20 protein-coding genes are annotated in these 20,152 nt (G+C 40.3%); 7 read left to right on the top strand and 13 right to left on the bottom strand.

Going from position 1 to position 20,152, the window contains the following annotated elements:
* Window positions 1–200: 200 nt before the first annotated feature.
* Entirely contained in the window at window positions 201–431 is a 231-nt protein-coding gene (locus R6U77_RS15775; RefSeq protein WP_319836385.1) for a hypothetical protein, read from the bottom strand.
* Between the two features lie 107 nt (window positions 432–538).
* Complete coding sequence (locus tag R6U77_RS15780; RefSeq protein ID WP_319836386.1) at window positions 539–2,593, bottom strand: type IA DNA topoisomerase; 2,055 nt, start codon at window positions 2,591–2,593, stop codon at window positions 539–541.
* A 126-nt stretch (window positions 2,594–2,719) separates the two neighbouring features.
* Between R6U77_RS15780 and R6U77_RS15785 the strand changes: the two genes are divergently transcribed.
* On the top strand, window positions 2,720–2,866 hold the full coding sequence (locus R6U77_RS15785) for a hypothetical protein (RefSeq protein ID WP_293919954.1): 147 nt from the start codon (window positions 2,720–2,722) through the stop codon (window positions 2,864–2,866).
* Between the two features lie 375 nt (window positions 2,867–3,241).
* Complete coding sequence (locus R6U77_RS15790; RefSeq protein ID WP_319836387.1) at window positions 3,242–3,628, top strand: glucosamine 6-phosphate synthetase; 387 nt, start codon at window positions 3,242–3,244, stop codon at window positions 3,626–3,628.
* Window positions 3,629–3,673: 45 nt separating this feature from the next.
* Here R6U77_RS15790 and R6U77_RS15795 read toward each other — a convergent pair whose 3' ends face one another.
* Window positions 3,674–4,153, bottom strand: coding sequence for an RNA polymerase sigma factor (locus tag R6U77_RS15795; RefSeq protein WP_293919957.1), 480 nt, complete (start codon window positions 4,151–4,153; stop codon window positions 3,674–3,676).
* Window positions 4,154–4,803: 650 nt separating this feature from the next.
* Here R6U77_RS15795 and proB point away from each other — a divergent pair.
* Both proB and R6U77_RS15805 read left to right on the top strand, forming a co-directional pair.
* Entirely contained in the window at window positions 4,804–5,895 is a 1,092-nt protein-coding gene (gene proB, locus R6U77_RS15800; RefSeq protein ID WP_319836388.1) for a glutamate 5-kinase, read from the top strand.
* Window positions 5,896–5,899: 4 nt separating this feature from the next.
* Window positions 5,900–7,150 (top strand): glutamate-5-semialdehyde dehydrogenase, encoded by a 1,251-nt coding sequence (locus R6U77_RS15805; protein WP_319836389.1) that lies wholly within the window; start codon window positions 5,900–5,902, stop codon window positions 7,148–7,150.
* 39 nt (window positions 7,151–7,189) lie between these two features.
* Here R6U77_RS15805 and R6U77_RS15810 read toward each other — a convergent pair whose 3' ends face one another.
* Window positions 7,190–7,762, bottom strand: coding sequence for a hypothetical protein (locus tag R6U77_RS15810; protein ID WP_319836390.1), 573 nt, complete (start codon window positions 7,760–7,762; stop codon window positions 7,190–7,192).
* Between the two features lie 41 nt (window positions 7,763–7,803).
* Window positions 7,804–8,361, bottom strand: coding sequence for a hypothetical protein (locus tag R6U77_RS15815; RefSeq protein WP_319836391.1), 558 nt, complete (start codon window positions 8,359–8,361; stop codon window positions 7,804–7,806).
* 118 nt (window positions 8,362–8,479) lie between these two features.
* Here R6U77_RS15815 and R6U77_RS15820 point away from each other — a divergent pair, with 118 nt between their 5' ends.
* A complete protein-coding gene (locus R6U77_RS15820; protein ID WP_319836392.1) occupies window positions 8,480–9,358 on the top strand; it encodes a DMT family transporter in 879 nt (292 codons plus the stop codon).
* Between the two features lie 22 nt (window positions 9,359–9,380).
* On the opposite strand, the gene R6U77_RS15825 is transcribed toward R6U77_RS15820, so the two are convergent.
* The 6 genes from R6U77_RS15825 to R6U77_RS15850 all read right to left on the bottom strand — a co-directional run bounded on the left by R6U77_RS15825 (window position 9,381) and on the right by R6U77_RS15850 (window position 16,692).
* The gene (locus R6U77_RS15825) at window positions 9,381–11,066 is read right to left on the bottom strand and encodes a methyl-accepting chemotaxis protein (RefSeq protein ID WP_319836393.1); all 1,686 of its coding nucleotides are present in this window, start codon (window positions 11,064–11,066) and stop codon (window positions 9,381–9,383) included.
* Between the two features lie 147 nt (window positions 11,067–11,213).
* Window positions 11,214–12,341: a conserved virulence factor C family protein gene (locus R6U77_RS15830; protein ID WP_319836394.1), complete on the bottom strand. Its 1,128-nt coding sequence runs from the start codon at window positions 12,339–12,341 to the stop codon at window positions 11,214–11,216.
* Window positions 12,342–12,353: 12 nt separating this feature from the next.
* Window positions 12,354–14,240, bottom strand: a complete 1,887-nt coding sequence (locus R6U77_RS15835) for an ABC-F family ATP-binding cassette domain-containing protein (protein ID WP_319836395.1) — start codon at window positions 14,238–14,240, stop codon at window positions 12,354–12,356.
* Window positions 14,241–14,453: 213 nt separating this feature from the next.
* Window positions 14,454–15,410, bottom strand: a complete 957-nt coding sequence (locus R6U77_RS15840) for a S66 family peptidase (RefSeq protein WP_319836396.1) — start codon at window positions 15,408–15,410, stop codon at window positions 14,454–14,456.
* Between the two features lie 52 nt (window positions 15,411–15,462).
* Complete coding sequence (locus tag R6U77_RS15845; RefSeq protein ID WP_293919973.1) at window positions 15,463–16,167, bottom strand: hypothetical protein; 705 nt, start codon at window positions 16,165–16,167, stop codon at window positions 15,463–15,465.
* A 198-nt stretch (window positions 16,168–16,365) separates the two neighbouring features.
* Window positions 16,366–16,692: an HAD hydrolase family protein gene (locus R6U77_RS15850; RefSeq protein ID WP_319836397.1), complete on the bottom strand. Its 327-nt coding sequence runs from the start codon at window positions 16,690–16,692 to the stop codon at window positions 16,366–16,368.
* Window positions 16,693–16,791: 99 nt separating this feature from the next.
* Here R6U77_RS15850 and R6U77_RS15855 point away from each other — a divergent pair, with 99 nt between their 5' ends.
* On the top strand, window positions 16,792–17,235 hold the full coding sequence (locus tag R6U77_RS15855; protein WP_319836398.1) for a hypothetical protein: 444 nt from the start codon (window positions 16,792–16,794) through the stop codon (window positions 17,233–17,235).
* Window positions 17,236–17,346: 111 nt separating this feature from the next.
* On the opposite strand, the gene R6U77_RS15860 is transcribed toward R6U77_RS15855, so the two are convergent.
* Entirely contained in the window at window positions 17,347–17,976 is a 630-nt protein-coding gene (locus R6U77_RS15860; RefSeq protein WP_319836399.1) for an HD domain-containing protein, read from the bottom strand.
* Window position 17,977: 1 nt separating this feature from the next.
* Entirely contained in the window at window positions 17,978–19,651 is a 1,674-nt protein-coding gene (locus R6U77_RS15865) for a formate--tetrahydrofolate ligase (RefSeq protein ID WP_319836400.1), read from the bottom strand.
* Window positions 19,652–19,838: 187 nt separating this feature from the next.
* Here R6U77_RS15865 and R6U77_RS15870 point away from each other — a divergent pair, with 187 nt between their 5' ends.
* On the top strand, window positions 19,839–20,039 hold the full coding sequence (locus R6U77_RS15870; protein ID WP_293919979.1) for a cold-shock protein: 201 nt from the start codon (window positions 19,839–19,841) through the stop codon (window positions 20,037–20,039).
* Window positions 20,040–20,152: the final 113 nt, after the last annotated feature.

The following is a 20,152-nucleotide window of genomic DNA, read 5'->3' on the forward strand; positions in this document are numbered from 1 at the left end:
ACACCCACTGCACCAAGATAAAACAATTCAGATAAGTTTTCATAAATTACTATACAGAGCATTATTGTAAACGCATATACTATAAAAAACAATAGAAATCTGAGTTGATTAGTAAAGTTTATTTTTAGCTCGAAAAATCTAGCATTCTTTTTAACAAAATGAAAAAGCCTGCACTATGTGCAAGCCTTTTTTTAATATAATTATCCTCTTTTTCTAATTTCCTGTACCTGCTTTACAGACAAGCCCGTCACATCGGCAATCCACCCATCCTCTGAGCCTTCCTTGATTAAGCGAACTGCAATTTCACGAGCTTTTTGTTCAATCCCTTGCGAAACCTCTGGTAAAACCCCCTGTTCAATTCCATCCTCATAAATTTTGTCATACACATAGGCGAATGTTGGAGATAGGTCTTCCCTTCGAATCGATTCCATTTGTAGGTCCCCTCTCTTCATAAATTGCAATATTTCTTGGTTTAATTTTTTAGTAAGTTCTTTCGGTAGTGTTAGTAAATAATCTGTAAAATACAGTTGTTTCCAAACTAAAAAATAAACTCTAACTTCCCCTCCTGCAATTTCAAGCGAGCCTTGCCCTTTTTACCGCTTTTCCATGTGAAGCGGATTTCGCGGGTTTCTTTGCCTGTGAGTAGCTTTTTTGCGTCTGTTGGCGTTACTTTACCTTTCATCAGCACTTTGCTAATCGCAAATTTGCAGGCTTTGTTTTGACATGTATAGGCACGAAAGCCTTCTATAACAGGCTCCTTACATAGCGGGCAGCTTCCTACGATGACGATTTCCTTTTCAGCGACCTCCATTTGCAATGCTTTCATACGTGCCGTTGTGTCTTCTACAAAGGCAAGCATTTCACGGTAAAAGGCAGTAGCATTTAGTTTTCCATCAACAATGTCCTTGAGCTTTTTACTCCAAACGGCTGTTAATACTGGTGAAACGACATCATGATGAGCTAAGCTTGCGATGACATCAATACCGAAGTCTGTGGCGGCTAGTGCTTTCCCTTGACGTGCTAGCATTCCGATTGTTAATAGCTTTTCAATAATTTCGGCACGTGTAGCGGAGGTACCAATTCCTTCTGCATCCTTTAATATTTTTTGTAGCTGTGCATCCTCCACAAAGCGCCCTGCATGGAACATCGCATCGAGCAGCGTGCTATCTGTGTAACGCGGTGGTGGCTCTGTCATTTTCGCTAGCACTTGTACGTCTTCAATTGGCAATAGCTGATCTACTTGCAAAGATGGCAGTGGGTGCTCGCCTTTTTTTCGAAATGCTTCATATAAAGCTGTATAGCCTTTTTCGATAATCGCATTGCCTGTTTGCTTAAAGAGCTCGCCACCTGATTGTAAAATGACAGTTGTTTTATCGAATGTGTAGGCAGGTAAAAAAATCGCTAAAAGTCGTTTACAAATAAGATGGTAGACTTTCCATTCTGCCTCTGTTAGCTTTTTGCGTCCCACTGCTACATCTGTTACCGTAATGGCATGATGGTCGGTCAATTTCTTATCATCAACATAGCGCTTTGAGGCAGTGACCTGTTGAATTTTTTGTGGATTGCCTAAAATGCTAGCCGTCACTTCTTTATATTGTTCCACTGCACTTATCGCTTGTAAATGTGCGGCAATATTTGCGGCAAAGGCTGTTGGTAAATGCTTTGATTCTGTACGTGGATAAGTGATGAGCTTTTTTTCATATAAGCTTTGCGCAATTTTCAATGTCGTGGCAGATGTAAAGCCGTAAAATTTATTCGCTTCCTTTTGCAGCTCTAACAATGAATGAAGCGGTGGTGCAGGCAATATTTTACGCTCTGTGTTTAGCTTCTTCACAAGCGCTGTTGCTGTAATACGTGCGACGATTTCCTGCACTTTGTCAGGCTGTATTTTATTCGTGTTTTGGATTGGATCAAACCATAATGCAGTCATTTCAGGTAGCTGTAGTTCAATCTGCGCATAGGGCTCTGGCTTAAAGTTGCGAATTTCCAGCTCTCGCTGCACAACAATCGCAAGGGTCGGCGTCATAACACGCCCTACTTTAATTGTACGCCCGCCCTTCACTGTGGCAACACGTGTTAAATTTAAGCCAATCAGCCAGTCAAATATCATGCGATACATCGCCGCATTGCGCAAATTACGAATTAATGCATCGTTTTCATCTAATAAATGCGTTAATGCCTTTTGGATAGCACTATCCGTAGTTTGCGATGTCCAAAATCGTTTAACAGGCAGCTTGCAGCCTACTTTTTTATAAAAGGAATAAAAAATATTTTCACCTTCCATTCCTGCGTCACACGCATTAATAATAAAATCATAGCGTCCTGCTTTGAGCTTTTGCTCCAGCTCCTTGTACACTTTATAGGCCGTCTTTTTGACGCGGAATTCGTAGCGCTCAGGCATCATTGGTAAAACAGCTAAATCCCACTTTTTCCATTCCTTTTTATATTCATGGGGCTCCTTTAACTCCACAACATGTCCCACAAATGAGGCAAAGTCAATTGTGTATGGCAACTGCATCCGCTTATATACTTTTTCAATATCTCGCATTAGCGACGGCTTTTCGGCAATGAGTAGTGCTCTCACTTTATACATCGCTCCCTTCTGTTATTTCCATTATATTAGACGCACATATGTTTGTAAATTTCTTTCTAAATACATTTCTATTTTTTCCATATTTAATATATAATGAAACAGAATATTGAATTGAAGGGAAATAGATTGACAGGTTTAGCAATATTACCATTATTAATTATTTATGTTTTACCAATTATTGTTGGGATATGGTTTGCGATTTCACTGATTAAGCTACAGCGCGAGAGGAATATGTTGTTGAAGGAAGTTGTGGAAAAGCTAAGCGAACGTTAATACATAGCAATAAACGAGGATAGGCTGTCCTATCCTCGTACTGTAATTCTTTGCTTATAACAACCAATGCTCATCATCGTCAAATAAATTGCGGACATATAAAAAATGATAAGAAATGGTAGCATGTCTCGTAGCGCAACAATGCAAACAAAATATAAGCATATGCTAGCAAGACTTGCTTTCCAATAATATTTTTGGCTAATAACCGAATGAATAAAAATCCAAACTATTAATATAGGAAAAACAATCATAAAATTCAAACAATTCACCCCTTCGTCTTCATTTTAAGGAATATTTTTGAAAAAATCAATTCATTTTTTTCACTATTCGCACATCATAAGCAAATGCTATAATGCTTGATAAGGAGGTAGAAAAATGAAATTTGGCAAACGTACGATTTTTTGGCTTATACCACTCGGCATGCTTGGGCTTTTTGTTTATTTTTATGGCCCAAAGGATGATATTACAGCAAATCCATACATAGATGAAATGAAGCAGCAATCATTTAGTGTAAAAAATGAAGCAACGATTGAAGAGGTGCTAGACCATTCTTGCACAAAAGGTAAATGGGTCTTTTTCAAAACTCAGCGTGAGCAAGCTGTTGTTGAATTTAAAGGAACATGTGAAGAGCAGTCGGTAAATTTGCAATTTTTAGTTGGAGATAACAACAACCATCAGCTTGGAGCATTGCTTCTTGATAATGTCCAGCAAACGTCAGAGAAGCGCACACAATTTATTGAGCAGCTTTATAGCAACTTATAAGAGTGGCTGAAAAGCGGCATATTCGCCTGCTTTTCAGCCATTTATTTATTGTATTTGATTTTTCAAACGTTTTAATAAACGCTGTCTTCTTTTTTTCACTGTGTCTGTTTTCAATTGTAAGCTTTCAGCAATTTCCTTATCGCTATTTTGCTGCATGTAATAGCTATGCAAAATATAGCGCTCCTCTGGTGTCAGCTCCTCCCATGCAATGGCTAATGCTGGCATCTCAATAAACACCTCATTTTGTTCATGCTCGATAAATGTTTGCAACACATCATCTCCAATTAATAGATGACGATTGCGGTGATTGTTTTGCTTATGCATTTCCGCAATCACTTGATAGCGCATCATAAAATAGGCATATGTTTCAAAGCTTCCCTTTTTGCTATCATATGACTGCAACGCTTCCCATAATGCAACTGTTGCAATATGGTGAAATTCATCAAAATGACCGTATACACGACAGCGATATAACACCTTTTGAATTAACGGTTTATACTGCTCATAGCATTGTTCAAAGTCCATTAAAAAAGTCCTTTTGCATTGTGCACAAGCGGTTTATTCCTAGGTGCTTCAACTATAGCTAGCGCGCAGCAAGCAGACAAATTTCGAAGCAGTCTATTTTCTGCAAAAAAATAATAAAAAAAGCATATTTCCATAAAGTAAAATGTATTTTTATGCAAAATTCAGTATGAATACATTTTTATTTATCCCGTATTAACAGGCTGTAAGACCCCCATCTCAAAACAGCAGATAAAATCAAAGTGTTGAAGTGGGGAATCAAACAGCCTGTAAAAACCCGATTGGTGAAACTACCAATCAATGGGGGATGAGGAAAATCCCCACTGATTGAAGGTTCACTTTATCGGAATATTCTAAATAAATATTGACAAAATTGATAGGATGATGCATGCTATGTAACATATATTTTGCTTATTGAAGACTAGTAAGCGGTAACTGGCTATTAACAGAGAGCGAATTGTCGGCTGTAAAATTCGTATAGACCACCCGCCCAACCTCCTTCAACACGCCCTTAGCCAAACTAAGCGCTCACTCAGCGTTATGAGATAAGTGGAATGCGCGACATGCATTCAATTTAGGTGGTACCACGGAAGCCCATTTCGTCCTAAGCAATTTAGGACGAAATGGGCTTTTTCTAATGAGGAGGAACAAATATGGAACGCAAACGCATTGTTGTAAAAATTGGGAGCAGCTCGCTGACAAACAATAAAGGAGAAATCGATGTTGAAAAATTCAATGATCATATTGCAGCACTTGCGAAGCTGAAGCTCGCCGGTCATGAAGTGCTGCTCGTATCATCTGGTGCAGTGGCAGCAGGCTTTCGCAGACTAGGTTACCCTTCTCGCCCTGTCACGATGAAAGGCAAGCAAGCAGCGGCGGCAGTTGGGCAAAGCTTATTAATTCAGCTTTATAACGAAGCATTTCTCCAGCATAACATCGTTTCTGCGCAAGTGTTGCTGACACGCACCGATTTTAGTGAAAAGGAGCGCTATCAAAATGCCCATGCGACCTTTTCGGAGCTGTTAGAGCGTGCTGTTTTGCCAATTATTAATGAAAACGACACAATTTCTATTGCTGAACTGACGTTTGGTGATAATGATATGCTGTCCGCATTAGTTGCAGGGCTTGTGCATGCAGATCAGCTCATTATTTTAACGGATGTCAATGGCCTATATACAATGAATCCAATGAAAAATCCCGATGCTAAGCGCTTCGATTTCTTAACACATATACCAGATGAGCTGCTTAAGGTAACATCTGGTAGCAGCTCAAAGATTGGCACTGGTGGAATGGAATCGAAGCTACTCGCCGCACGCTATGCTATCGAGGCAGGCAGCCATGTATTTATCGGCAAAGGCATTGGTGCTGACAAACTGCTCCGTATTTTAGCAGGCGATGGCGATGGCACGTATATTGCGAGTGAAACAGCATCCATTTTATCGAATCGCAGACAATGGCTACGCTTATCTGAGGTAGCAGGGAAAATTTTTATTGATGAAGGTGCGGTCAAGGCGTTAACAGCTGATGGGAAAAGCTTATTGCCCGCAGGTGTTTATGCATTGGAGGGGCATTTCAAGGAAGGCGATGTTGTCGAAGTATTTTACCAGCATCACTGTGTTGGGCGCGGTGAAGTGAAGTATTCGAAGGAGGAGCTCATGCAGGCAATGGGCAAGCGTAGTACAGAATTGAAGCAGCCCCCCGAGGTCATTCATCGTGATTATTGGGTACAATTAAAGGAGGTTTAAATCGATGGCAAATGAAGTAATAGAAAAAGGGCGACGTGCCAAAAAAGCAAGCATCCTTATGAATATGAAAACAACAGACGAGAAAAATAAAGCACTTGCAGCAATCTCTAGACAATTACAAATGGATGCGGAGAACATTATCAAAGCAAACCGACTGGATTTACAGCAAGGGGCTGATATAGGACTTTCCACAGCTGTACTTGACCGCATTATGCTCAATGAAACACGCATTCAGACGATGTGTGAAGCCATTCAATTATTAGCTAGGCTACCTGATCCAGTTGGTGAAACACTTGAAAATATTGAGAAGGAAAACGGGCTCCAGATTGTAAAAAAGCGTGTACCGCTTGGCGTTATCGGGATGATTTATGAGGCTCGTCCAAACGTGACAATTGATGCTGCTACATTAGCATTAAAAACAGGCAACGCCATTTTATTGCGAGGTAGCTCCTCTGCGAAGCATTCGAATATAGCCTTAGTTGCATCCATCCATACGGCGTTAGCGCAAGTAAACTTCCCATTAGATGCTGTTCTTTTAATAGAAGATACAAGCAGAGAAACAGCAAAATCACTGTTTCATTTAAATGAATTTTTAGATGTACTTATTCCACGTGGTGGCAAAGACTTAATTGATACGGTTGTGCGCGAGGCAAGCGTGCCCGTGCTTGAAACAGGTGCAGGCAATTGTCATATTTTTATTGACGATACTGCTCCGTTTAAAATCGTATGCGATATTATTCAAAATGCCAAAACACAGCGTCCCTCCGTATGTAATGCGGTGGAAAGTCTAGTCGTGCACCGCCAGTTTTTACAGCAGTATGGCAGCGAGTTTTTTGCCTTTTTGCGAGAGTTAAGTATTACAATTTACGGAGATGAGGTAGTGTGCGAGTTGTGTGAGCAGGCAATTCCAGCGAGTGAAACACATTATGCGGAGGAATTTTTAGCATTGTCGTTAAGTATTAAAACCGTTGATTCTGTGACGCAGGCAATTGAGCATATTCAAAAATATAGCACAAAGCATTCGGAAGCAATTATTACTATGACGCAAGCACATGCCGATTTATTTTTAACAATGGTTGATGCGGCAGCAGTTTACCATAATGCATCCACACGCTTTACAGATGGCTTTGAATTCGGCTATGGCGCAGAGGTTGGTATCTCGACACAAAAGCTACATGCGCGTGGACCGATGGGCTTACCAGCATTAACATCAACAAAATACTACATTTATGGAAACGGACAAATACGAAGCTAAATGAAAGAGAGCTGCCAAAATTCGGCAGCCTCTTGATGTTTATTTGACCTCACTTGCGTCTGTATAAGTAACAGGAATTTTATATTCCTCATATTTCCAGCGCATACCACCTCGACTCTCTTGCACATGCACTGTTTCTTTAAACGTAATGACTTCCCCATTCTTCAATTCCACAATAAATTTTGAGCTTCCTGATTCATTCATCGGCACTTCAACCAGCTCGACCTCTTTAATATCTTCCCAGCTAGCATGCTTTTTGTCAGAGCCAAATACCCCTCTATATGTAAGTCCTTTATCATTCATTGCGATATAGCATTTAGCACTTCCATAAAATAAAACAATTGCCCCTATAAACAGCAAAATCCCTGATGGAATGGAGATTTTTTTCTTTTTCCCGAAGAACAGCACGGCACAGCATGCAATCAATAGTGCCACCCCTATCCCAAAAACAATATAAGTTTCTAGCGGTGTGTAATAAAACCACATATCCCGCTCAAAATAAAAAGTCATTGGAATAGCAGAAGGAATAAAGAAAATAATCGCTGGTGAAAAAATCAACAAACAAACTCCCAATATAAAAAATATATAACGACGTGATACGTTACTTTCCATGTATAATCCCCCTTTGAAAACATGTCCATAAAAAATGTTGATTAATTCGTATAAATCACAGGAATATTATATTTCCCATATTTCACGCGCATTTTGCTGCGCTTTTCTTGCACATGTGGAATTTCCTTGAACGATAACACATCCCCATTATCAAGTGATACTAAATATGTAGCATTACCACTCTTACCGACTGGCACTTCAATACGCTCAATTTGTGTAACATTTTCCCAGCCTGCGTGCTGCTTTTCATACTCAAAGAGCCCTCTGTATGTAAAACCATCATCAGCCATTGTCAGATAGCAGCGAGAGCTGCCATAAAACATAAAAAGTGCCACTAAAAATAAAATACTACTTCCCCCAATTGCCCATCTTCTCATTTTCCCGAAAAATAAAAGTGCACAGCAAATAATAAGCAGCGCAATGCCAATCCCAAACACTACAAAAGTTTTCATTGGCACGAAATACACCCACGTGTATTTCACAAAATAAAATGTGATCGGAATCATGCGTGGAATGATAAAAATAAGGATTGGCGAAGAAACGAGTAAGCATGTACCAATCACAAAAAACACATAACGATTTGGCATCCTATTTTCCATCTATTGACCCCCTTATATAATATATGTAATATTATACAATGATTGCTTAAAAAAATTAATTTTTTAAAAATTCAGAACATATGGTATAATACAGATATTTTAAAAGGAGGAATTAGCAATGCAAGTACAAGCCATCATTAAATTAACAGTTTCGATGGCGATATTTGGCTCGATTGGCTTTTTTACAAAGTATACTGGCATTCCCGCAGTAGAGCTTGTTTTTGTGCGCTGTATTTTTGCGACATTATTTTTAGGAAGCTTATGGCTATTAACAGGCGGTTTAAAAACGGAGCGCTGGGATAAAAAGCAAGTTTGGACAACCGCATTATGCGGTGTTTTTTTAGTGTTAAACTGGGTATTTTTATTTAAAGCATTTGAGGAAATGTCCATTTCTGTGGCGATTTCCATTTATAATTTAGCTCCTATTTTCGTTCTGTTACTTGGTGCCATTTTACTTGCTGAAAAAATGACGTTATCTGCGATTATGGCAACTACGATTTGCTTTTTTGGTAGCATCTTAATCGTTGGTATCGAGCATTTTCAATCGCTCGACCAACTGTTTAATTCCGGCTTCATTTGGGCTTTATTGTCTGCCATTTTTTATGCGCTGACGATGTTTACGAGCAAAAATATTAACGGGCTTTCGTCTTATGCATTAACATTTATCCAAACAGCGATTGGCATTGTCATGCTGCTACCTTTTTGCGATTTTGCTGTATTTGAAGGACTGACAATGACAAATTGGCTATTTATTTTAGGAACAGGCATTATACATACAGGCTTCGTATACTATTTATTTTTTGATAGCATTCGCAATTTATCGACGATTATTGTTTCTGTGCTCGTTTTTGTCGACCCTGTCGTTGCCATTTTACTTGATATTTTAATTTTGTCATTTAGACCTGATACTTTGCAAATACTTGGGATTATTCTTATTTTCGGCAGCATACTGTATATTTTATTTAAGCCACAGCGAAAAAGCAGCTTGGAAGGATAATTCCTTACCAAGCTGCTCTTTTTTAACATTCAAACTTTTCAACAATATTTTGTAAATGCATAGATTGATTTTTTAATTCCGAAGATATCGTATTTAATTCTTGTAATACATTCACTTGCTGCTGGGTCATGCTCGCCACCTCTTGCGTGTAGCTTGCCGCATCATTTGCATCAGATGCAATGTGCGCCACAGATGCTGCCACTTCTTCAGCTGTTGCTGAAATATGCTCTGTGAGCGATGACACGGCACCAATTTCCTCCGTCATCTCTTCAATAGCCGTATGAATTTTATCGAAGGTTTCGCCAGCAGTTTGTACGACGGTTACACCTGTCGCTGCATTTTGCACGCTATCATGAATCGCTTGTGCGACATGCTCCGTATCTTGTCTAATTGCCGTTGTCACTTGGACAATGGCTGCTGCAGAGTGCTTCGATTGTTCCGCTAAACGGCGCACTTCTTCTGCCACAATTGAAAAGCCTTTGCCATGCTCGCCAGCTCTTGCTGCCTCGATTGCTGCATTCAATGCTAATAAATTCGTTTGCTCTGTAATTTCCGTAATTGCTGCTGTAATTTGGTCAATTTCATTGGAACGTGCGATTAATTGATCAATTAAATTGCTCGTTAAAGTAGTCGATTGTTGAATTTCCTGCATTTGTTTCCCAGCTATTTCGATATTGCTGCTTCCTTCGCTTGCTAACGTTTGTGTCGTTAGTGCATTTGTATGGAGTGCAACCGTCGAGTGAACGATTTTTTGCACAGCCTCCGCCGTTTCATCCATTGCGGTCGCGCTTTCATTCGCCGCAGTTGCCGAATGATGTGAGCCTATCGCTAGCTTATCTGCTACTGCTGAAGTTTGCTGAACCGATGAAGCGACCGCATTCGTATTTTTCGTTAGCTGTTCACTTGAATCAGATAATTTTGTTGTATTTTCTGCCACTGATATAATCACTGTTTTCAATTCATTTTTCATTAAATTAAATGAATCTGCTAAATCGCGAAATTCATCCTTTGATTTCACTTGTATGTCATCCTGCTGTAAATTGCCTTGTGCAATGACGCTTAAAGCCGATTGTAGCTTCTTGATTGGATTTAAAAAGTTTTTGCTCATGATAATGCTAATAATAACTGCGACAATAATGCTTAACACAAGGACGATAGCACTTAATAAAGAAGCCGATTTAGCCGCCGTTTTTGCTTCCTTCTGTATTTGTTCTAAATTTGCTTCATAATGCTTTGTTAAATTTGTCGCACGCTGGATTAAGCTTTGGTTTGGTGGACGTAATTGATTGACAATAATGGACTTGGCACGGTCATAATTCATCGCTTTCGTTTGCGAAATAGCATCCTCCATTGCCAAGTTAAATTCCTCCATATAGCCATCAATGGCTAAAAGCTCTTCACTTACATATGTATCTTGATTATTTTGCTCTAATGTTGCTAGTAACCCATTCATCTGCTCGCGTTGTTCAATAATTTCAGGCAAAATGCTCATATCACCCGAAATTACATATTGTCGAATCATCATACCTTGTGTCGTCATATTATTGCGAATATCCGCAATCGTTAAGACATTTGCCTGCTCCTCGTTAATCATCTTTTCATACATCGACTGAACACGCTGAAGCTGTGTATAATTTATTCCTGATGCAATCAACACCATTAGGAGAATAGTTGCAAAGCTAATAAAAATTTTCGTGCGTATAGACATAATGCTCACCTTCTCATTCTTACAAATATGAGTATTAGTATATACGAAATAATACCTTATAGCATCTTTTTATTAAAAGTCATATAATTTCGATTATTTAGATATATAACAAAAAACATATGGGCTATGTACCCATATGTTTTTTTGTTAATTTTCTGAGCGCACATCCGTCATCTGTTTCCAAACAGAGCCCTTTGCTTCCTCGCCTTGCTCGATACGGGCAATCGCCATCTTCACTTGTAGCTTTACTTCAAATTCTTTGTCTTCCGCTGCTTGGTGCAACGCTTGTAGCGCATGCTCCGTTCCTGTTTCATATAAAAACATTGCGGCACGCCAACGCACTAATTTGTTTTTATCCTGCAATGCTTGAATCATCGCATTTTCAAATTGAACGAGGCCTAAATCGCTCATACAGTCCCCTGCTGTTCGGCGTACTGCGGCACTTTTATCTTGCAATGCCTGCTCCAACACAGGAACAACTGCCTCATCTTCAATCATCCCTAAATAAACGGTTGCTAAACGGCGAATGGCCATTTGGTCATCCTGTAGCGCAAAGCTCAGCATTTCAATGTCTTCTACCTCTGGGTCAGGCATTTGGTCAAGCAATTGGAAACGCTCCTGCCAATCTTGCGTTTGCTGTAGCTGCGCTAATGTCACCCTTTCACGAGGGGCTGGCGTATAGCTCGCTTTATTGTTTGCCGCCTCTACAATTGCTTGAATGCGCTCTGCTGGGAAGGTCGCCCATATTTCCTGCAAGATGTTTTCTGCTACTTCTTGTTTGTCGCCATAGCGCACACCATAATCGACCCATTTACGTAGGAAAATATAGTTTTCATCGCTATCTTTCGTTTGCATTTGCTGGAATGCCGTCGTATAAGCTTCACCTGTTGCAACACGCACCTCCCCTTCGCTATCAAAGGCTTTGACTTGCAAAGGAAGCCCTTTAAACATTTGCACATGCACATATACTTCACCGAAATGGTCAACGACTTGATTTTCAACAGAATTCGTTGTGTCATTTTCTCCTAGGGCTGTGCGGATGCCTGATAAAATATTTTCCCATGCAAATTTTGCATTGCGCTCTACCGCTAAAAAATCTGCCACATGATAAATGCCTTTAACACCTTCCACGGCAAAAATTGCCTGAATAAAGGCTGGTGCTTCTGCTACGTTCTCCTTGGTGTAGTTAAAGCTTGTGCCAAATGGCAGCTCTTGATCAATGACCACTTTCATTGAATTTGGACTTGGTGTTGGTTCAATTGTAAGTATTTTCATTCTTCACGTCTCCTATCCGTTGGCAATTTCATCTAAATAGCTCCAGCGCTCAATAAGGTGCTCGTATGTTGCGTTGAGTTCATCAAGCTTTTGCGTTAGCTCCTGCAATTTTGTAAAATCAGCACCTGCTGTCGCAATACCATCTTCTGTATCCATAATTTGCTGCTCAACTTTTTCAATGTCTGCCGCAATTGTTTCCCATTCCTTTTGCTCCTTGAAGCTAAGTCGTTTCTTTTCTTGCTTGATTTTTTCCTGCTTCGGCTTGTCTTGCTTTTCCTCTTTTATTGCCTGCTGTTGTACCTGTGTTTTCTCTATTAAATAATCCGAGTAAATCATTAAGCTTTCCTCGACTTGCCCTTTGCCATCTAGTATCCACAGCTTTTTCGCAATACGGTCTAGGAAGAAGCGGTCGTGGGAAATCGTCATAACAACGCCAGGGAATTGCTCAATAAAGTCCTCCAACACGCCAAGTGTTTCAATATCTAAATCATTCGTCGGCTCGTCAAGTAACAGGACGTTGGGCTGCTCCATTAATAAGCGCAGTAAATGTAGTCGCTTGCGTTCACCGCCCGACAGCTTGCCAATCGGCGTGCCATGCGTATGTACCGGGAATAAAAAGCGCTCCAGCATTTGCGCTGCGCTATAGCGAATGCCATCTGCATCGGTAATATCATTCGATGCCTCGCGCACATATTCAATCATGCGCTGGTTTTCATTCATTTTTGGCAATGCTTGCTTAAAATGCAGTCGCTTCACGGTTGAGCCAACAATAACCTCTCCTTTGTCTGGCTCTAGCTCTCCTGCTAACATATTGAGCAGCGTCGATTTGCCATGCCCATTCGCCCCGATAATGCCGATGCGATCGCCTTGCTGAATTAAAAAGCTAAAGTCCTGTAAAATAATGCGCTCACCAAATTGCTTTGAAATGCTCTCCGCCTCTAGCACCTTTTTTCCTAAGCGCGTTGTTGCAAGACCTAGCTCTAAATTGGCATCATCGTGTGAGCGGTCAATTTTATCATCCAGCTCCTCAAAGCGTTGGATGCGCGCCTTTTGCTTCGTCGTTCTCGCCTTCGCACCACGACGAATCCATTTCAGCTCATTGCGATAACGGTTGCGCAGCTTCGCCTGTGTCGCCGCTGTCATTTCTTCCCGAATCGCTCTTGCTTCTAGGTAGTCTGCATAATTCCCTGTATGGCGATACAGCGTTTGATCGGCTAACTCATAAATATGCGTTGCTACCTCATCTAAAAAGTAACGGTCATGCGTAATAAAAATGACCGCTCCCTTTAAACGTGTCACCATCTCCTGTAGCCATTCTGTCGATTCAATGTCCAAATGGTTAGTTGGCTCATCCAGCAAATATAAATCCGCAGGCTCAATTAGTACGCGAGCAAGTGCTACACGCTTTTGTTGTCCACCTGACAGCTCTGTCACATGATGCTCAAACATATCAATACCCAGCTTTGTCAGTGCCTGCTTGGCAAGTGCATTGACATCCCATGCGCCCTCTGTATCCATGCGCTGCTGTAGGTGAAATAATTGATTTTGCAACGCTTCATTTGTCGGGTCAGCTGCTAATTTGGCAACTGCCTCCTCATATGTACGGTTTAATTGTAAGACGGGGGAATCTCCTGCGAACACAGCCTGTAACACCGTTTCTCCTTGTGCAAAGGTCGGATCCTGCTCTAAATAAGCGACGCGATATTTATTCGGATGGTCCAGCTCGATTTTATCAGCCTCCTGTGTGCCTGCTAAAATCGATAGCAATGTCGACTTACCTGTACCGTTAATACCGATTAGCCCCGCGCGCTCCCCCTCATAAATGGTAAATTCGATATTATTAAATAACGTTTTATCGCCTACCGTTTTCGTTAAATTCGATACGATTAAATGACTCATCTATTCTCATCTCTTTCATGCATTTGTTTTTATTATAGAGGAAATGCGAGGGAATTGCACAGGTTGAGGTTGTCTTAGCAAAATTTAGACTTTATCAGCAGCAGGATTTTGGAAAGCCGCCGATATATTTCAAAAGTCGCCGATATTTCCTCAAAACCCGCTGATATCAGTATAAAGGCGTGCTCAAAAAATGATTTTCGAACACGCCCCTTGTTAAAATTGTATTATTGAAATCTTTTTACTAGCTGTATCCACCGCAATTTCTCCGCCGATTGGCAATGTCATAATTGGCTGTGTATGCCCAAAGTCCACATCATACATGACAGGGATGTCTTGCAATAACGGGTGTTTGTCTAAAATAAAGCGTAGCTGCTCACTTGTCACTTTACTCACTCGTTGAAAACGCCCAATTAATAGTGCCTTCACATCGCTTGCCACTTGTAGCAATGAGGTTAAATCGCGTGCAAACGTTTCAGGCTTTGTTTCTTCGTCATCTTCAACAAATAAAATGCAATCCTTTAGCTCAGGCATGTACGGCGTGCCTTGTAGCAAATTCAATGTGCAAAGATTGCCACCATATAATTTGCCCTGTGCCTGTCCCTCTGTATACACTTTCCATTCCGTCGCCTCATACTGCCTGTTGTCTTGATCTAAAAACCATAAATCATCGCTCCATTTCTCGGATGGCTCAATGTCATATGGCGCTTCGTTCATAAAGCATTCTCGAAAATATTTTGTTTGATATGCCTGTAAACCAGCCATTTGAAAGCTTGAAAAATGCGGTCCTGAATAGGTAATAAATTCGCACTTATGATGAATCGCTGTTGCCAATGCTGTAATATCGCTATAGCCACAGAGGATTTTTGGATGACGAGCAATCAGCTCATAATCTAAATACGGTAGCAGCTCATTGCTATTAAAGCCACCAATCGCCGTTAAAATTGCTTTCACATTGTCATCCGCAAATGCAGCGTGAAGGTCTGCAACACGCTCCTCAATAGATGCAGAGCTTTGCATATCACATGTATAAATATATTCACCAAAGCTTACACGGAAGCCCATATTTTCTAATGCTTGTGTCGCTTTTTTGATGCCTTCCTCACCTAAAATCTGTGCACTGCGGCTCGGCGCAATCACACGTATTTCATCACCTTTTTGTAATTTTCTCATTTGTTCATTCCTCCAATTGTCTACGCAACTTAATAGACAGCCGTAAAATATCTCAAGTAAATTGTGCTTTTTTTAAGTGATTTATATCATCTTCTACGTTAGCAATAGTCTTCATATAGTTGCTAGCAAAAGCGATATCATTTTCATATTTTTTAAGTAAGTGCAGATAACTTTCAAATCTCTCTAACTGTTCTTCTTTTCTGTCTAACTTAAATGTCCCCATCTTCATTTTTAAATATGAATCATTTATTACAATTGGTATTAATCGATTAGTTAATTCACGTAATTCTTTGTCAGACATGAATGTATGATTAAAAGGAATACCAGCCTTTTTTCCTTCCTCAATATTTGATGCCATTCTACAAGCTAAATTAAATCTGTCTAGCAAAAGATCAATACTTTTAGCGGATTTCATCAGCTCCACTGTTTCTTGCAAAAGCCTCAAATCCTCTTGCAGTACCAAATACTGATGCTCTATTCGCTTCTTCGCTTCTGCCTTTTTCTTTCTTTTCACTAGCCATTCATTTTTTAACTTAATTAATACGGATTCGCTCGTTGTTTTTCTTTTGCTCCTTTTCCCCATTTTCCAAAATTGAATACCTCCCCAAAGTAAAAACAAGGATGCTACAATTAAAAATATGGATAGCCCAATAGTTGAATAATCTTCTTGTAATGTTTTAACAAAAGCAAATAGAAAAACACAGCAACCTGTCCAACAAAAGATCATCATATAGGACCTCAAAATTTTCTTTAACATTATATCGCTTACCCCCTCTCTATAGATACTGACCACTCGTCATTTTTTACCATGATTCACTAACAATTACGCCAATGCACAATTGCTTAGTCAACAGATTTTTACCAATCTATTTATTACTTCTTACACAAATATACATAATCGGAAAATGTACTTCCACATAAATTTACATAATTAAACCCTATTTCTTACTTCTTTTTAGTTTAATTTTCGTATAAATTTATTCATTGTCCTAATTGTTTGTGCGACTTCTTGCTCTGTAATAATACGTGATGCAAACTGCGCTACTTCCCCGTTACCGACACAAATGCTATAGCTTGCCTCTTCAAATAAAGTACGATCATTCATATCATTGCCAAACACAATAAAGTCCCCCTGTAAGCTTCTCGCTTTATGAATATCTAATGGGCAAATATCAACGATGTTTTCTGACGCATATTGTGAAATAGTTACAGGGAGCTTCATTAATTCATTCAATGCCCCTTTTGGTACATCAAATAATATAAGCTTACATATGTGCTCCAATTCATCCAATCGTACATTTTATGAATAAAAAGCAAGCTAATACGTATTTTGTAACTTTCCTTTCGCAGCTCCGACTAATTACTAAAGGAGTGATGGACAATGCGAATCGGATTTATTTTAGTGCTCTTGTTATTAGTAGCTGGCTGTGTGGGCAAACCTGCTAGCCCCAATCAGAATATGGAGCCCCCTGCTGTCCAATTAACAATTGCTGATGAGCAAATTAAAACTTATAGAGGAACGTATAGCTGGAGCTATTTTGATGTGAGCTCAGGGCAAACGACTAATGTTATGGCGGACCATGCCCCTCCATATGAGATAGTTGCCATTGACCAAAGTGCAAATGTAAATCTAGCAGCACCTATAAGCTTACATTTTACAAAAGAGCCAACAGAGGTAGAAATCAATTTATGGCGTAATCAAGCGATTGTCGAAACGTATTCTTCCCTTGAAGAAATAGAGGAAAAAGGGGCGTACATTATTGAAATCGTCGCTACTTGGAAAGAGGGTACGGCTACTTATGTCACAGCATTGGACATTAAGTAGCACGCTACATTTTCATGGGCGAAAATCTCCTTCTCACGGGCGAATCACTACTTTCCACCTATAAAAAAGGAGCTGTCTGAAAAGGAAAACCTTTTCAAACAAGCTCCATTTTTAGGCATTGCCATTTTTCTCATTGGCTAGCTGCTGTAAAAACTGCTCCATAAACGCATGGCGTGCCTCTGCCATTTCACGCCCTTTTGCTGTCACCATTAAATCTTTTAACAGTAGTAGCTTCTCGTAAAAGTGTGTGACAGATGCTGTTGACTTTGTGCGATACTCATCTGCTGTCATTTGAAAGCGTGCTTCCTCCGTATCATCGTATAGCTTGCGCCCTTTTGCTCCGCCGTAAGCAAATGTACGGGCAATACCAACAGCACCAATTGCGTCTAAACGATCCGCATCACGCACAATTTTCGCCTCGATGGTTTTAGCTTCAAGTGAGTTGCCACCGTTAAATGAGACCGATTCGATAATATCCTCAATATGTTGACGCTCTGCGTCCGTTAAAACAAGTTGCCCTAAAATATCATTTTGTGCCGATTTATCTGTAACATATTTTGCATCGCTAACATCATGTAAATACACCGCAAGCTTGACGATTTTTTCGTCCGCTGTTGGCTCCGCTTGTAAAATCGCTTCCGCATTCATTAACACTCGCTCAATATGCTGAAAATCATGACTTGCATCCATTTGCTCGTAAATGGCATACACCAGCCTTTGACATTGCTCAATCACATTCATCTTAAAACAACCCTTCTGCGCGGCCATCCGCTGTTACGTCCATTTTTAATGCGGCAGGCTGCTTTGGTAAGCCAGGCATTGTCATAATATCGCCCGTTAAACATACTAAAAAGCCCGCGCCTAATTTAGGCACAATTTCGCGAATCGTAATCGTAAAGTTTTCCGGTCGACCTAATAAAGAAGGTTGGTCAGTCAAAGAATATTGCGTTTTTGCCATACAAACAGGCAGCCCATCCCAGCCTAATTTTTTAATTTGCATCAGCTGCTTTTGTGCACTATCTGTGAAATGGATGCCCGCACCACCATATACTTTTTGAACAATTTTCGTAATTTTTTGCTCTACTGTTTCAGATAGCTCATATAAATGATGGAAATTCTGCTCTTTTGCTAGCACTTCTAACACTTTTTCAGCAAGCTCGATGCCACCTTTTCCGCCTTGCTCCCAGACATTTGTAAGGGCAATGCGCACATCGTTTTCCTTCGCCCATGTTAAAACAACGGCTAACTCTGCCTCTGTATCTGCAACAAAGCGATTTAATGCGATAACTGGCTCGACACCAAATGCACGAACGCTTTCAATATGGCGTGCTAAGTTGGCAATCCCCGTTGTCACTGCTGCTGCATTTTCTATTGTTAGCTCCGATTTTGAAACACCGCCATGCATTTTTAATGCGCGAATTGTTGTCACAACAACGACTGCATCTGGAGAAATACCGCTTTGTCGCGCTTTAATGTTCATAAATTTTTCCGCGCCTAAATCTGCCCCGAAGCCAGCCTCTGTCACAACGATATCAGCGAGTTTACGCGCAGTCCCTGTTGCAATTACTGAGTTACAGCCATGTGCAATATTGGCAAACGGCCCACCATGAATCAATGCTGGCGTGCCACCAAGCGTTTGTACTAAATTTGGTTTAAATGCTTCTTTTAATAATAATGTTAAGGCACCTTCCACACCTAATTGGCGCACAAATACTGGCTCTCGGTCATATGTATAGCCAATTACGATATTTGCTAAACGCTGCTTTAAATCATCTACGCTTGTCGCTAAACAGAAAACCGCCATAATTTCAGACGCTACTGTAATATCGAAGCCATCCTCACGCGGCACGCCTTGTAAAGGACCACCTAAGCCGATTGTCACTTTACGCAGTGCGCGATCATTAATATCTAACACACGCTTCCAAATAATACGGCGTGGGTCGATGTTTAATTCATTGCCTTGATGGATATGATTATCAATAAGCGCTGCAAGGGCATTATTTGCCGATGTAATGGCATGTAAATCGCCTGTGAAGTGCAAGTTAATATCTTCCATTGGGACAACTTGCGCATAGCCACCACCTGTTGCACCACCTTTAACACCCATGACAGGTCCTAATGATGGCTCACGCAATGCGACCATAACATTATGCTTTAGTTGCTGAAAGGCATCGGCTAATCCAACTGTCACTGTTGACTTGCCTTCCCCTGCTGGTGTTGGGCTTGTTGCTGTTACTAACACGACTTTCCCTTTTTTCGTTGAAGCAATTTGATTGACATCAATTTTCGCTTTATAGCGGCCATATTGCTCAATCGCTTCTTCTGGAATGCCTGCTTTTTTCGCAATGTCCATAATCGGTTGCATTTTGGCATTTGTTGCAATTTCTAAATCGGATAAATATTTTGTCAGTGTCATCTTATTCCCTGCTTTCTATCCTTATTATTTTTATTATAAAGCATTTGCTACAAAAATAGCGGGGAAAAAGCGTCAAAATTCGCCAAATTATTGACATTCATACAGAAATCACGTATATTTAATGAATAGTTGTCTTAATTTTTCGACACTTTTCAATTCAATCCGCAAGTATGGGAGGCGATCGCTCATGCATCAAGGAAAGGTTAAATGGTTTAATAACGAAAAAGGCTACGGCTTTATCGAATGCGCGAACGGTGAGGATGTTTTTGTTCACTTCACTGGCATTATTGGAGAAGGCTTCCGTCAATTAGAAGAAGGACAAGAAGTAGCATTTGAAATTGTGGAGGGCAATCGTGGACCACAGGCAGCAAACGTCTCTAAATTATAAAAAACTGGGGCTGTAATATGGTACCTGTGGAGTGGACACTTGAAAAAGAGTGTGCACTTCACAGGTATTTTTTATATACTTGATTCTCAAGCAACTAAAGGACGGACAACAAC

The organism is Lysinibacillus louembei, from assembly GCF_033880585.1.
GTDB lineage: Bacteria > Bacillota > Bacilli > Bacillales_A > Planococcaceae > Metasolibacillus > Metasolibacillus louembei.